This is a genomic window from Shimia sp. MIT1388 (assembly GCF_047124445.1).
Classification (GTDB): Bacteria; Pseudomonadota; Alphaproteobacteria; order Rhodobacterales; family Rhodobacteraceae; genus Shimia.
Window position 1 is genome coordinate 4,101,633 of record NZ_CP138921.1, and the last position, 13,368, is coordinate 4,115,000.

The 13,368-nt window shown below is 58.2% G+C and carries 12 protein-coding genes (1 of these 12 cut by a window edge); 9 read left to right on the top strand and 3 right to left on the bottom strand.

The annotated features are described in order from the left end of the window. The first annotated feature begins 48 nt into the window (after window positions 1-48). The 8 genes from lepA (at window position 49) to SIB92_RS20195 (ending at window position 8,112) form a co-directional block, all read left to right on the top strand. Window positions 49-1,866 (top strand): translation elongation factor 4, encoded by a 1,818-nt coding sequence (gene lepA, locus SIB92_RS20160; RefSeq protein ID WP_412553693.1) that lies wholly within the window; start codon window positions 49-51, stop codon window positions 1,864-1,866. Between the two features lie 163 nt (window positions 1,867-2,029). Then, window positions 2,030-2,380 (top strand): hypothetical protein, encoded by a 351-nt coding sequence (locus SIB92_RS20165; RefSeq protein ID WP_412553694.1) that lies wholly within the window; start codon window positions 2,030-2,032, stop codon window positions 2,378-2,380. 201 nt (window positions 2,381-2,581) lie between these two features. Next, on the top strand, window positions 2,582-3,502 hold the full coding sequence (locus SIB92_RS20170) for a hypothetical protein (protein ID WP_412553695.1): 921 nt from the start codon (window positions 2,582-2,584) through the stop codon (window positions 3,500-3,502). Continuing rightward, window positions 3,499-4,065, top strand: a complete 567-nt coding sequence (locus SIB92_RS20175; protein WP_412553696.1) for a hypothetical protein — start codon at window positions 3,499-3,501, stop codon at window positions 4,063-4,065. Before SIB92_RS20170 ends, SIB92_RS20175 begins: the two co-directional genes overlap by 4 nt. A gap of 1,226 nt (window positions 4,066-5,291) precedes the next feature. Then, the gene (locus SIB92_RS20180) at window positions 5,292-5,684 is read left to right on the top strand and encodes a rhodanese-like domain-containing protein (RefSeq protein WP_412553697.1); all 393 of its coding nucleotides are present in this window, start codon (window positions 5,292-5,294) and stop codon (window positions 5,682-5,684) included. A 181-nt stretch (window positions 5,685-5,865) separates the two neighbouring features. Continuing rightward, window positions 5,866-6,135 carry an acyl carrier protein gene (locus SIB92_RS20185; RefSeq protein WP_294119398.1) on the top strand — a complete coding sequence of 90 codons (270 nt, stop codon included), beginning with the start codon at window positions 5,866-5,868 and terminating at the stop codon, window positions 6,133-6,135. After that, window positions 6,132-7,346: a beta-ketoacyl-[acyl-carrier-protein] synthase family protein gene (locus tag SIB92_RS20190; RefSeq protein ID WP_412553698.1), complete on the top strand. Its 1,215-nt coding sequence runs from the start codon at window positions 6,132-6,134 to the stop codon at window positions 7,344-7,346. The genes SIB92_RS20185 and SIB92_RS20190 overlap by 4 nt, the downstream gene beginning before the upstream one ends. Continuing rightward, window positions 7,333-8,112: a MaoC family dehydratase gene (locus SIB92_RS20195; RefSeq protein ID WP_412553699.1), complete on the top strand. Its 780-nt coding sequence runs from the start codon at window positions 7,333-7,335 to the stop codon at window positions 8,110-8,112. The genes SIB92_RS20190 and SIB92_RS20195 overlap by 14 nt, the downstream gene beginning before the upstream one ends. Before the next feature lie 12 nt (window positions 8,113-8,124). On the opposite strand, the gene SIB92_RS20200 is transcribed toward SIB92_RS20195, so the two are convergent. Both SIB92_RS20200 and SIB92_RS20205 read right to left on the bottom strand, forming a co-directional pair. Then, the gene (locus SIB92_RS20200) at window positions 8,125-8,688 is read right to left on the bottom strand and encodes a hypothetical protein (protein WP_412553700.1); all 564 of its coding nucleotides are present in this window, start codon (window positions 8,686-8,688) and stop codon (window positions 8,125-8,127) included. A gap of 8 nt (window positions 8,689-8,696) precedes the next feature. Continuing rightward, complete coding sequence (locus SIB92_RS20205; protein WP_412553701.1) at window positions 8,697-9,080, bottom strand: DUF3307 domain-containing protein; 384 nt, start codon at window positions 9,078-9,080, stop codon at window positions 8,697-8,699. Between the two features lie 232 nt (window positions 9,081-9,312). Here SIB92_RS20205 and SIB92_RS20210 point away from each other — a divergent pair, with 232 nt between their 5' ends. After that, window positions 9,313-12,324 (top strand): cyclic nucleotide-binding domain-containing protein, encoded by a 3,012-nt coding sequence (locus tag SIB92_RS20210; protein ID WP_412553702.1) that lies wholly within the window; start codon window positions 9,313-9,315, stop codon window positions 12,322-12,324. A gap of 62 nt (window positions 12,325-12,386) precedes the next feature. Here the strand turns inward: SIB92_RS20210 and SIB92_RS20215 are convergent, their stop codons facing one another. Then, a protein-coding gene (locus SIB92_RS20215; protein ID WP_412553703.1) for an alpha/beta hydrolase crosses the window boundary here: on the bottom strand, window positions 12,387-13,368 show its 3' portion. 614 nt of this gene lie beyond the right edge of the window; the window shows 982 of its 1,596 coding nt (coding positions 615-1,596); its start codon lies off the right edge, out of view — the gene reads right to left on this strand; its stop codon occupies window positions 12,387-12,389.

A 13,368-nucleotide genomic window follows, 5' to 3' on the forward strand; every position in this document is an offset into this window, starting at 1 on the left:
CTACAGCGCTGCTTGACCAACGCAAGATTCCCCCTCATATCCCGCAGCATGAGCACCGATCTGTCCAAAATCCGCAATTTCTCCATCGTGGCCCACATCGACCACGGTAAATCCACCCTTGCTGACCGCCTCATCCAGGAGACGGGCACGGTGGAAGATCGTGACATGAAGGAACAGCTGCTCGACAGCATGGACATCGAGCGGGAGCGTGGCATCACCATCAAAGCCAACACCGTGCGCATCGACTATAAGGCTGATGACGGCGAGACCTATGTGCTCAACCTCATCGACACCCCCGGTCACGTCGACTTTGCCTATGAAGTCTCCCGCTCGATGAAAGCGGTCGAAGGCTCGCTCTTGGTGGTGGACAGCACCCAGGGTGTGGAGGCGCAGACGCTTGCCAACGTCTATCAGGCCATCGAGGCCGACCACGAGCTGGTGCCTGTGCTCAACAAGATCGACCTGCCAGCCTCTGACTGTGACCGCGTCGCGGAACAGATCGAAGACGTGATCGGCATCGACGCCACCGGCGCCATTCAGGTCTCCGCCAAAACCGGCCAAGGCATCCACGAAACGCTCGAAGCCATCGTGAAAGAACTCCCAGCGCCCGAAGGCAACATCGACGCGCCGCTCAAGGCGATGCTGGTGGACAGCTGGTACGACGCTTACTTGGGCGTGATCGTTTTGGTGCGCATTATGGACGGCACCCTGAAAAAGGGTCAGCGCGTCAAATTCATGTCCAACGGCACCTTGCATTCGGTGGACCGTGTTGGCGTCTTCCGTCCGGAAATGCAGATGGTTGACAGCCTCGGCCCCGGCGAGATCGGCTTCCTGACCGCCTCGATCAAACAGGTGCGTGACACACGCGTTGGGGACACCATCACCAACGACCGCCACGGCACCGAAGAAGCGCTGCCGGGCTTTAAGCCTGCGCAACCGGTGGTCTTCTGTGGCCTCTTCCCGGTTGATTCAGCTGAATTCGAAGACCTGCGTGACGCTATCGACAAGCTGGCCCTGAACGACGCATCTTTCTCGTTTGAAATGGAAACCTCCGCCGCGCTGGGCTTTGGCTTCCGCTGCGGCTTCTTGGGCCTCTTGCATCTCGAAGTGATCCGCGACCGGATCGAGCGCGAGTACAACATCGAGCTCATCACCACCGCGCCGTCGGTGATCTATCACGTCTACATGAAGGGCAAGGAAAACGAGCCCGCCGAGATGATCGAGCTGCACAACCCCGCCGACATGCCCGACATGTCCAAGGTCGACCACCTCGAAGAACCGCGCATCAAGGCCACTATCCTTGTGCCCGACGAATACCTCGGTGACGTGCTCAAACTCTGCCAGGACCGTCGTGGCATCCAGGAAGACCTCACCTACGCCGGCTCCCGCGCCATGGCGGTCTATGACCTGCCGCTCAACGAGGTGGTGTTTGACTTCTACGACCGTCTGAAATCGGTGACCAAAGGCTACGCCTCCTTTGACTACCAGATGACCGGCTACCGCGAAGACAACCTTGTGAAGATGTCCGTGCTGGTGAACGACGAGCCGGTCGACGCGCTCTCCATGATGGTGCACCGCGACCGCGCAGAACAGCGTGGCCGGGCGATGTGCGAAAAGCTCAAAACCCTGATCCCGCGCCACATGTTCAAGATCCCGATCCAAGCCGCCATCGGCGGCAAAGTCATCGCCCGCGAGACATTGTCAGCGCTGCGCAAAGACGTGACGGCCAAGTGTTACGGCGGCGACGCCACGCGGAAACGCAAGCTCTTGGACAAGCAGAAAGCCGGTAAGAAAAAGATGCGCCAGTTTGGGAAAGTCGACATCCCGCAGGAAGCATTTATTTCCGCGCTCAAAATGGACGACTAAGGCGTCCAGTTTCGAGCGCGAGTGCGCGGAAGCGAAGGCAAAGCCTTCGCGGGCGCACCCCGTTCCTTACGGCACGCAACGCCAGCCCCAATCCCCCAATGGCCGCTCCATCAAGCGGCCTTTCTGATTGCGCGCCACCCGCATAGCGTGCAGGGTTCTCGCCATGCCCAAACGCAACAAAGCCTCCTTCTACGATCTCGTCCGCCTCGCCGAACAAGAAGGCCGGGATGGTTCAGCCTTCGCCGCTGCACTCGAAACCCCAGAATGCCACTCGGTCGTAATGGCCAAGCTGGAAAACCACGTCGATGGCGCGTGCAGCACCATGGAATACAACGACATTTTCTTGGGCCGTATCGCCAGAGATTGTGAGTTCTGGGCACCGCTTCTAACAGAAGACGACCTGGCCGAGATCGCCGACCAACTGCGCTCTGCACCTGTTTTGAAGGGGCGAGGCGGGAATTGGTGGCGCGACGGCGTCAAGTTCCAAGACCTGCCATGGTGGCCATCCGCCTAGCAGCAAGGGTCGCGCCCGACCCCGAGGGCGGCTCTCCACTTGGCGCATGCCTGTCCGCACATCCCCCAGCGTCCCGTCTGATGTGACGTTGCAAAATCGCACCCGCCCTGGGGGGCGGGGTCGGGCGCGATCCGGATCAGAGATCCGGGGGCAAGTTGAGGCATTTGGAAGCAATTTTCTCGTTAGGGTTGAGGTTTGACTATGAGTCTCTATCTTGTTGCCAAAATGACGGGGGCAGTTATGCAAATCGGAATAAGAGTTTATCAAGTGCAGGTGTTTCACAATCACGCTCTCCAAAAAATAACTTCTGACGGTGGACCAAACGACCTACTAGAATTTACCCAGCAATTCTCAGCGAGGTGCTCGAAAGCGGCATTGGACGATGGCGAAAGCAGAATGGTTCGTTACGAACCTGAGCCGAACTTTAAAAATAGCGCGCACGGCTGGATGCGCTACGGAAAATATGGTTACGGTTCGCAAGTCGAAGACGTAAATACCGGCAAGATCGCGTTGAATCGCGGCACTAGCCAGGCTGATACCATTCCTTTGTACTATCGGTATTGGTTTGCTGAAGGCAAAAAGTACGGTTTGCTGGCCTTACAGTCTTTTGGGGGCCTCTCCTGTGTCGAAGTTGTTAATCGCGCGTTTACAAACACGCACGCATTAGCCTTTCCTGACCATAGAGTTACGTTTTCCAAAGTCATGCCAAATGACGCAAAGCTCTATGGAAACAGAGATGTCAGGCAGATCCATCTGGTCAAGAAGGACGCTGATCAAAGTGTTATCGAGAAAGCTCTGCGGCCCGAAAACAAATCTCACAAAGTTGATGTGGAACTATCCATCAAAGCTCGGGCGGGAGGAACTTTTGGGAAACTAAAGGATCTTGATACTAAGATGGGTGGTCATCTGGAGGTCGGCGATATTGACTACGAGGGGGTGTTTGCCGAAGTGAAAGTCGGCAGCTCTTACAAAAGGATTGGAGTTTTGGGGGTTTCGTCTAGCGCAGGAGTAATCGACATAACTGATGAAGTTACCCGCGACGCCGATAGACATCCTGAACTCAAGAGCATTCAAAAATCGGTTTCTAATCACATTTCTGATTTCTCGAAGGTATTGGGATGAGCTCTCACCTTAGCCTTAAATGTGTGTGGCAAGACTATTGGGCTGGGTTGAACAGAGATTTATCATTCCTACAAAGGCTTGGGGTGATAATAGTTTTCTTCGGCGTGCCCATACTGGCAGCCACAACGAGTTACTGGTGTCAGCTCAAACTACCAAAAGAACAGTTCTCTTCCTTGGTTTCTGTGTATGCGATTTTTTCCGCACTGCTTTTTGGGGCGCAAGTTTCAGCATTCACGATATTCAAAGGAATTAAGGATCAACAGGTTGAGAGTCTCGACCCGAATGAGCCGGATGAGGTTCTAAAGGAAAATCGAAAAAGCGTTGCAGAAGAAAGAGTTAAAGACCTTAGACTTGCGTTCAGAGACATTAACTCCAACATTTCTTACCTTATTCTCAACTCGATACTTTTGCTTTCAATTGTCCTTGTGCTTGTTCTGTTTGGGAAGGCAAACGTCTTCTCTACATCAGTGATAGTTGGCCTAACGGTTCACTTGATCTTGACCTTGGCAATGGTGGTCAAACACTGCCATTTGGTGTTCTCTGCGGCGTACGCTGAGATTTAGGCGGGCTTTGAGACGGTTCGAAGTGTTTCTGACATTTGCGCCCGACCCTTCCCACGGGAGGGCGCTTCACGGGGCTCCGCCCGCTCACGGCTGAAATCGTCCACTGGACGATTTCCAAGACGCCGTTCGCCCATCCCAGGGTCAGGCGCTACCCTCTGTTGCGAGCCGTAACCCTCAAAACACCCGCCAAACGCGTCCCGCACACCGCGCGCAATCTGTACCAACCCAATCCAGCCCGCTGGGCTCCGCCCGTTCGCGGCTGAAACGGTCCACTGGACCGTTTCCAAGACGCCGCTCACCGCCACAAAAATCCATCCTTCCCCAAATCCCCCACATCTCTCACCTTTCCCAACCCATCCCCAGCTTATCCACAGGAAATCCCCAAGCTTCCCCAATGGCTTACCCCCAGCACCCTTCATAAAACTGTCACTTTTTTCTTGCCCGACTCGGCCCTCCTGACCCACCATCAAGTCAACGCAAGGGATCGCAAGATCCGGCGCGGGACGCTGAGGTCTTCCGGAGAGGGGCATATGCCCGCCAGTGACTGGCGCGGGGAAAGGACGGCTTGCCGGAACAGACCTCGCAAGGCGCGTTTGATGCCTCGTTTGAGGCCCACCACAACGCGTCGTCCACGCTGGACTATTCGACGGATCGCTGGCCGAAATGCCTGTGAGATCAGGCCGCCCTCATCCTACGGCGGCGGGCCCTGCAGGCAGGAAGGCGGCACAGGCCTGAGCGGTGGCCGATGGGAAGAAGGGACAACACCACGCGGACGGATCGCACAACCCAGTGCGCGTCACCTGCAAGGTGCTTTGAACATCGGTTTGGGGGGAGGTGATTGTCCTCTTGCCGGAAGCGGGCTCCTTTGGGGCTGCGTTTGTGGCGATAGGCCAAGCAGATCCCGCTGCACTGGCCCGGATGGGCTTGCCCCATCTTTGGGGCGGGTTGGACTGGCTCCGTTTGGGGCTGGCCTGTGGTCTCGCTAAGAGGCCGCGCAAAAGGGACAGCGCGAGATGAATGCGCGTGACGGGTGGGGCAACCTGCTTTGAGGGCCATTCAAAACGAAGGCGTCAGGTCGTGGGCATGGGTCGTGTTTTGATCCGCTGCCGTCCATCACCTGACGCCTTCTTTCTTTTTCGATTTCCGCTCACGGATGCGCGATGCCCCCTTAACAGGGCGCGCTGCTGTGCCTACCCTCTTGGCAGACACATCAGAGGAGTGCCCCCATGCCGACCACCGCCGCCGACCTTCTGCAAGCCGCCCATGCGGTTGTCCCGAAAATCTCCGCTGCCGACGCGCAGGCCAAAGTTGCCGCCGGGGCGCTGCTCTTGGATGTGCGTGACGCGCCCGAGCTGGCCGCCAATGGCCGCGCCGAAGGCAGTCACCACATCCCGCGGGGCATGCTCGAATTTCGCGCTGACCCGGCCACACAGTTCCACGACCCGGAATTGCAGTTTGATCGCCCGGTGGTGTTGCACTGCGCCTCCGGCGGCCGCGCCGCGCTGGCGGGCAAGCTGCTCAAGGACATGGGCTATCAGGACGTGCATAATCTCGGTGGATTCAAAGACTGGGTCGAAGGTGGCGGCGCTGTGATCGAGCCGGTCGACCCCGGTATGTAAGCTGGCGTTGACGTCAAATCTTGCACTGTCGCGATACCGCCCTGATACCGACGCAATACCGACGTGCAATTTGGCGCAAACTTCCGTCTGGAAAATTCCCGTTTAGCCGCCTAAACTTAGCAGGCCCGCCAGATTTGCGCGGGCCTTTTGACCAAAGATTTTAGAGACTGGAAGAACACCTATGAGCACCAATCGCGAGACGCTGACCAAAGAATTGCTCGAACTGGTCGCGCAGGAAGGCATGGTGGAACCGTCTGAAATCACACCAGAAAGGCCGCTTGAGGAGCTGGACATTCAGTCCGCGGACTTTGTGATGATCCTCATGGCGATTGAGGAAAAATACGGCGCCTATGTCTCTGTGGACAACGAGCTGACCGACGTTGTGACGGTGCAGGATCTGCTGAACCTAGCGATCTCCAAAATCGAAGCGCATCAGGCCGCAGAGGCGTGAGCCGCGTCGTCGTCACCGGCCGCGGCGCCGTCTCCGCCTGCGGTCTTGGCGCGGATGTTTTGATTGATGCAACACAGGCCGGCACCTCTGGCGTGAAGCCAATCCATTTTGACGATCTGGACGCTCAACGGGTGAAAACCGCTGCGCGTTTGTCAGAGGCGGATCTGGCGCAGGTTCTGGGAGAAAAAACCCACCGAATGCGTGAACCAGTCGCCGAATATGCGCTGACCGCGGCGCGGGAAGCCGTGGCGCAGGCGGGTCTGACGGAGGACCATTTTGGTGACAGCTGCGGCGTGTCCATCGGGTCCGGTTTTGGCGGCGGACAAACGCTCAACATCAACTATCTGAAGCTGGGCCGCGAAGGCTCCATGCGGCTTGACCCGATGTCGGTGCCCAAGATCATGAACAACGCCGCCGCCAGCTGGGTGTCCATGGAGTTTGGCGCAACCGGTCCGGCGCTGTGCCTCGCCACCGCCTGTTCCTCGGGCAGCCAGTCCATCGGCATGGGCTATCAAATGGTCGCCTCTGGTCAGGTGGACCGCTGCCTCGCTGGCGGCGCGGAAGCCTGTCTGGAAAGCGGCGTGTTTCGGGTCTGGGAGCTGCTGCGGGTGATGACCGCAGAGCAAAACCGCCCTTTCAGCAAAGACCGCAACGGCATGATCCTTGGCGAAGGGGCGGGGGTTCTGGTGCTGGAAAGCCTAGAAAGTGCTGAGGCACGTGGGGCGACCATCCTGTGTGAGCTGGTTGGCTTTGGCACCAACTCTGACGCGGGTGATCTTTTGCGCCCCGATCCCAACCGCGCCGCCGCCTGTATGCGCATGGCGCTCAAGTCCGCAGACCTGACGCCCTCCGATATCGGCTATGTGAACGCCCATGGCACCGGCACGGTGGCCAATGACGTGAACGAAGTGACGGCGCTCCGCGACGTGTTTGGCGCGGAACTGGACGGGCTGGATGTCTCTTCCACCAAGCCCATCCACGGCCACGCGCTTGGCGCGGCAGGCGCATTGGAAATGATTGTCGCCATCGGCGCGTTGCAACGCCAATCCGTGCCGCCGACCATCAACTTCACCGAGGTCGACCCCAAGATCGGCCTTGATCCGGTCGCCAATGTGGCCAAACCCAAACCTCTTGCGGCCGTAATGTCCAACTCACTGGCGTTTGGCGGCATCAACGCAACCTTGATTGCCAAGGCCTATGCGCCAAACTGAGATGGGCGCAGCGCTGCAGCAATTGGCAAGCGGTGTGGCCGAGGGCGACAGCGCAGCCTTGTCCGACCTGACTGCTGAACTTCTCCAGCTTCCCGACAAAGCTGCGCGGCTCACAACTCGCGCCGCCTTCTTGCTGGGCGATCCCGCGCTTGCGGCGATACGGGATGGTCTCACCGCACCAGCCGGCACATTTGCCGTGCAGGAATCTCAACGGATATCTGGGATTGAGGATCGTGCTGTGGTCGCCGGTGCAAACGTTGTGGTGTCCTCTCAAACCGACGAAACATCCGCACGGTTGAGCTTTCAGATCAGGGACACGGAAGCCGCCCTCGAAACCCGCGTCCGCTTCCTGACGTCAGAGACAATCCGCGCCCTGGCCGCGCCCAGGCTTCAGCCCAGAATGCTGGGGCAGGGGGCGCAGATTTTGGCAACATTGCAACTCACCGCGACCCACATAACGCGCTACACCACCTTGGCGCACGACCCTAATCCGCTGCATGCGGACATTACTGCGGCGCAAGCGGCTGGTTTCACAGATGTGATTGCGCCGGGCATGTTGCTGTGTGCCTTGGCAGAAGCGGGTTTTGCGCAGACCAATCCCTACACCAAAATCCACGACCTGCGCGCCCGATTCTTGTCGCCCGCGTTGGTCAATACCTCGGTTCAGGTGGTCGTTTCGCAAACATCAAAAACAAAATCGCGCGTGTTTGTGGTCAGCGAAACACAAGACATCCATGCCATCGTGGACATTTTTCCAACTGGCTAGGTGCTTCGTTGGCTACCACCAAGGCGTAAACCTCAGCATATGTGACGCAAGGGTTTCGGAGATGACCGCTGGAATATCTGAATTCTTATCCGCCCAGACTTCCGAGGTGATTTGAACGGGGCCCGCATGAGAGTTTCTGGAGAAAAACGTTTGACGTATGTACTGCTTTTCTCCGACTATGATCTCCGATTTGAGGCCAGGGTGGACGTGGCCGCGCACGCGAAAAGGCGTGGTTTTGACACAACGTCCTGAACCGGAAATCGCCAGATCCGCACAATAGTGTTTGAGCCGATCTCGGTAGCTATTAGCCCGTTCGAGCAAATCAACGGTTGAGAGAGGCGTTACGTCCAGGAATGCTTCCACCTTGGATTCGCAGTTCAGGCACCTGTAGTGGAGTTGGCGGTCGACTTGCTGCACTTCCCAGCCTTCATCGACCAAACGCTGGATGAGGTCTGGAAGGTCGGTAAACTTGTAATAGGCCTCTAGCCCGTCTTCCGCCAAGGCCAAAGGGGCCCACGTGCAGCTTGCTATGGAAATCAGCAAAACCTTGAGCACGGTTCTCAGTTGCTGACCCAAACCTTTGCTCACTGACAGGCGTAATACGCCCAGATCATCACCAGATAGGTCAGCTGATGCAGCGCCTGATCGGTGCCCATGGCGTACCAATAAAGCGGCTGTTCCGGGGTCAGGTTGCGATTTACCGAATAGCGCGCCTTGGCCCAGTCAATGTGGAAGTGCACGATGAACTCCACCAGCACCATCCAGAAAATCAGCATCGGGCTGGCGCCAAACACGGCCAGAACAAGGATCGAAAACACCGCATGGATGCCCGCGTGTTGCGCGCGCCCCATGTGCCAGTATTTCTCGCGGCCCATGATCATCTTGGCGTTTTGCAGGAAAAAATCCGCCACCAAGTGTTTGATCTGAAGTGCCGCGACCAGCAACAACACTGTCGTGATCTGGTCCATAGACCTCGCCCCATCCTAAGTTCTGAAAAGAGACTAGCGGTAGAATCAAGGAACAGCAAACCTCTGTTTTCACTCTAGCAAACTTCGATTAAGAATCCGTTTGAACAGGCCCCACTTCGGTTGGTAGCATTTGCCGAATGGGACGGCGCGGACCCCGCGCCGCAAACCGGGAGTAGACGGTATCGAACGCTCATTATTTGCCTTCATCTGGAAGTATTCGAAACGTGACCAGATGGTGCTTCTGGTCCTGACGGTCTGCCTTTTTCCGTTACAGTTCCTGACCTTGGAACTGCCCAAGCGCATCATCAACGACGCGATTGATGCGGACACATCTTACATCGATGTGCTCAATTGGGAGATGACGCAGGAAAACTACCTGATCATGCTCAGCTGCCTGTTTTTGCTGGCAGTCTTGTTCCACGGGCTGATGAAAATGCGCATCAACACCATGAAAGGTGTACTCTCGGAACGTATGCTGCGCCGCTATCGCTACACATTGATATCGCGCATCACCCGCTTCCCGCAGCCGTACCTGCGCCGCACCTCTCAAGGCGAGATGGTCAGCATGGTCACGGCCGAAGCGGAACCTCTGGGCGGCATGATGGGGGACGCCATCAGCCTGCCGGTGATGCAGGCCGGGCAAATGCTCACGATCCTGACCTTCCTGTTTCTGCAAAACGTCTGGTTTGGCCTCGCCGCGATCGCGCTGATCCCCTTGCAGGCCTGGCTCATTCCCAAGCTGCAACGTCAGATCAACCTGCTGAACAAAGACCGGATTGTGCAGGTCCGTCATCTCGCCGCAGAAATTGGCGAGACCGCCACCGGCACGCCCGAGCTGCGCGGCAACGGCGGCTGGCGCTTCCGCCTGTCGCAAATCACCCGCCGTCTGGGAACGCTCTTCCTGATCCGCCTGTCGATCTACAAGAAAAAGTTCTTCATGAAGTTCCTCAACAACTTCATCACCCAGCTGACGCCGTTCTTCTTCTACCTCGTGGGCGGCCTTCTTGTGATCCGCGGGCAAGTCACCCTCGGCGCGCTTGTGGCGGCTTTGGCCGCGTACAAAGACCTGTCGTCGCCGTGGAAAGAGCTGTTGAACTATTACAACCGCGTCGCCGACCTGTCGCTGCGCTGGCACCTGATTGGCGACCGCTTTGGCCCATCAGGCATGGTCGACGAAGAACTGATCGACAATGAGCCCGACGACATTCCACGCCTGACTGGCGACATCGTCCTCAAAGACGTCTACGTGCGCGATCATGACGGCGACAGCGTGCTGGAAAACATCTCCACCACCGTGCGCCAAGGCGCGGTGATCGGCATCCGCTCCCAAGACGCTGAGGAGCGCCGAGCTGTGGCCGAGCTGTTCACGCGAGAGATCACGCCTTTGAGCGGCTCGCTTTCGATTGGTGACGTGAAACTCAACGACCTGCACCAACGGGTGATCGCCACCCGTGTTGGCTACGCCGATCCGTCGCCCTACGTGTTTGAAGGCACTTTTGGCGACAACGTCCTGATGCCACTTAAGCAAAAGCCACTCTCCGATCTACCCGATCCCATGGGCGAGGCGGAGGAGAAAAAACGCGCGTATGAATCGAGCCGCACCGGCAACAGTGGTGACCGCCTGTTCTCGGATTGGGTCAACCCAGCGCTTGGCGACCTTGTCAGTGAAGATGACGTGCACGCCTGGTGGGTGGCCGTCATGGACGCCACCGGCGCGGGCAACGCCCTGTTCCGCAAGGGGCTCGATCAGCCGTTTGCGGAAAACGACCACCCGGAACTGGCGCAAACTCTCGTCGATCTGCGCCCACAAATCCGCGCGGCGCTGGACAAGGCGGGCCTCACCAAATCCTACTTCCGCTTTGACCGTGACCAGTACAATCCGGCCCTGCCTGTGGCCGCCAACCTGTTCTTTGCCACCCCGCGCCAGATGATCACCGACGGCCGCGAGGAGCGCATCAGTGAGTTCCTGAAACTGCTGCAAGAGCTGGGCATCGAAGAGAGCATCCTGCGCATGAGCCGCGAAGTGGTGGAAATGCTGAACCAGACCTTTGGCGTGGACGGCACCGACCACCCGCTGTTCCAACAGCTTGGCTTTGATCCGGACGACTTCACCCGCAACGTGGAGCTGTTTGCCAAGAGCCGGGATGTGCGGCTGGCCAATATGACGCAAGAAGAACTGGAGCAGATGATCTCGCTGCCGCTTCTTGTGTCCGCGGAACGCATCGGCGCAGGCTTTAGTGATGAGCTCAAGCAATCGATTCTGGAACTGCGCCACTCCGAGGCACAAAAGCTCTCTGAATGGACCGCCGTCTATTTTGCCCCCCTGCGCGAAGACCGCTATGCCCCCGGCCTGACGGTTCTGGAAAACGCGATCTTCGGCAAACTCGCCGCATCTGCAGGCCCCCGTGCCGAGCAAATCCGCGACATCGTTGCGCAAACCTTGGCAGAAGCGGGCATGAAGCAAGAGGTGGCAGAGCTGCTGTTCGCTGTGCCCACCGGCATCGGCGGCGCGGGGCTTCCCTCTGCCTTTGCCGAACCGCTCGCCATCAGCCGCGCAGCCATCAAAAAGCCGGATGTGATGATCCTCAACCGGTGCCTTGCCAACTATGAGGAAGGGCAGGCGGCACACACCATCGCTCACCTGCGCGAACTGCTGCCCAACACCACCTTCCTCTATCTGGAGGAGGAGTTTGAGGATGCTGACAGCTTTGATCTGGTGTTGGAGTTGGAACATGGCCGCCTGAAAGACAGCGGTGTGGCTGCGGTGGACGACACCGACAACGCCGCCAGCGCCGACCTGCGCCGCAAGATGCGCGCGCTGGCCTCGGCCGACATGTTCAACGGATTGTCTCGCCGGCAAATGCGCCTCTTGGCCTTTGGCGCGCAATGGCACAGCGCCCCGGCGGGCGAGTATGTCTTCCATATGGGGGATGATCCCTCCGATGGGGCCTATCTGATCCTCGAAGGGGAGGCCGGTCTGGGCTACCGCACGCCGGATGGCCAATCCCATGTGGTGGCCGAAGCAGGCGCAGGCACGCTGGTGGGCGAACTGGCTCTGATCCGCAAGGAAAAGCGCGCGCTGGACATGTATGCCAAATCCGATCTGGAAATGCTGCGCTTGGGCGAAAGCGAGTTTATGGCCGTCGTCGAAAACGACGCCTCCACCGCCTTCCGCATCCTGCAAGCGGTCTCTGGCTATGTTGGCGCGCCAAAACAAAGCAGCAGTGAAACAGAAGATGCCTGAGTTAAGGTGAGGAATACTCTCCTTCGGCCCATAAAACTCGGGGCCGAAGGGGCTAGCCTTTGTCAGTTATCCACCTCATTGCGACAGCCAAGCCCAACCCCAAGGTCACAATGCGCGCGTAACCGCTCGGTATCTTCACGGGTCCATCCCGCGGGCGCCGTGACTTCGGCCCAGGGTGAAATGTAATCCCGCGCATAGTAGGCATGGCCATGACCGGGTGGTGCGCCAAAGGACAGCGCCATATCCAGCGCCAACTGGAACTGGGTGACAATGGGAATGAACACCAGATGGCGGGAGACATCCTCGGCAGGCGGATCATTCATCCATTCCGGCGCCCGAAACAGCGAGAACGGATCGTAAAACACAATCGGGTCGCTGGAGTACTGCAAAAAGGCAATCCGCATCCGTCCCCAGGGTCCGGGGGCTTCGGAGGCGTCATGGAAATGGTTGGCATAGCGTACCAGCGAGCCTGTGCCCAACTCCGGCAACACCCAGGGGCTGTCCGAGTTGCGGGCATTCTGTATGGTCTGCCAAAAGCGAGACGGAAATGGCGGCCCGGCCCAAAACGCACCGTTGATCGGATCATCGAGCAGGCGGAACAGGTTGGTGGCATACATGGAGGACCAGGCCCCAAGGCTTAACCCGTGTGCATAAAGTCGGGGCCGCGTGTCTTTGGGCAAGGTTTCCCAATACTCATGCACCACTTCCAACAAGGCTGTGGCCTGATCCAACCCGGTGCGGGTTTCCAAAATCAACGCCAGAGGTGATTGCAAATAAGAGTACTGCACGCTCACCGTGGCGATGTCGCCGTTGTGCATATACTCCACCGGATCATGGGAGCCCGGATCCATCCAGCCGGTGCCGGTTGGGCTGGTGACAATCAGCACCTCGCGTTCAAACGCCTTAACGCGGATCAGTTCCGCCAAAGCCAGTTCTGCCCGTTCGCGTGGTGTCTCGCCATTGGCGCGCCCGACATAGACCCGTAGCGGTTCTTTGGCGGGCTGGCCGGTAAAGGCGGAGATTGCTTTGGCATTGGGGCCGGTC

Bases quoted from the DNA above. Each gene is read 5' to 3' on its own strand.
- SIB92_RS20165 (WP_412553694.1), top strand. From the start codon at position 2,030: ATGCCCAAACGCAACAAAGCCTCCTTCTACGATCTCGTCCGCCTCGCC.
- lepA (WP_412553693.1), top strand. From the start codon at position 49: ATGAGCACCGATCTGTCCAAAATCCGCAATTTCTCCATCGTGGCCCAC.
- SIB92_RS20170 (WP_412553695.1), top strand. From the start codon at position 2,582: ATGAGTCTCTATCTTGTTGCCAAAATGACGGGGGCAGTTATGCAAATC.
- SIB92_RS20185 (WP_294119398.1), top strand. From the start codon at position 5,866: ATGAGCACCAATCGCGAGACGCTGACCAAAGAATTGCTCGAACTGGTC.
- SIB92_RS20210 (WP_412553702.1), top strand. From the start codon at position 9,313: ATGGTGCTTCTGGTCCTGACGGTCTGCCTTTTTCCGTTACAGTTCCTG.
- SIB92_RS20205 (WP_412553701.1), bottom strand. From the start codon at position 9,080: ATGGACCAGATCACGACAGTGTTGTTGCTGGTCGCGGCACTTCAGATC.
- SIB92_RS20175 (WP_412553696.1), top strand. From the start codon at position 3,499: ATGAGCTCTCACCTTAGCCTTAAATGTGTGTGGCAAGACTATTGGGCT.
- SIB92_RS20195 (WP_412553699.1), top strand. From the start codon at position 7,333: ATGCGCCAAACTGAGATGGGCGCAGCGCTGCAGCAATTGGCAAGCGGT.
- SIB92_RS20180 (WP_412553697.1), top strand. From the start codon at position 5,292: ATGCCGACCACCGCCGCCGACCTTCTGCAAGCCGCCCATGCGGTTGTC.